The organism is Pseudomonas sp. FG43 (assembly GCF_057809175.1).
This window is the reverse complement of sequence record NZ_JBMDJL010000046.1, coordinates 1-302: the sequence shown is the minus strand read 5'-3', so window position 1 is coordinate 302 and position 302 is coordinate 1. Positions and strand designations below refer to the sequence as shown.

The window sequence follows — 302 nt, the reverse complement described above, 5'->3', positions numbered from 1 at the left end:
TGGCGTCCCCTAGGGGACTCGAACCCCTGTTACCGCCGTGAAAGGGCGGTGTCCTAGGCCACTAGACGAAGGGGACGCAAAACCTTCGAGCAGATTCGCTAACAGCGAACCCTGGCAAAATTGGTGGAGCTAAGCGGGATCGAACCGCTGACCTCCTGCATGCCATGCAGGCGCTCTCCCAGCTGAGCTATAGCCCCGGATTTATCGCCTCGCGGCGGAGATCAACCTTGCGGCATCACTCTTTGAAAATGGCGTCCCCTAGGGGACTCGAACCCCTGTTACCGCCGTGAAAGGGCGGTGTC

The 302-nt window shown here is 59.9% G+C and carries 2 tRNA genes; both read right to left on the bottom strand.

What is annotated here, in order from left to right:
• Positions 1–76 (bottom strand) — tRNA-Glu (locus ACODS3_RS26515).
• A 45-nt stretch (positions 77–121) separates the two neighbouring features.
• Positions 122–197, bottom strand: a tRNA-Ala gene (locus ACODS3_RS26510).
• Between the last annotated feature and the right edge of the window lie 105 nt (positions 198–302).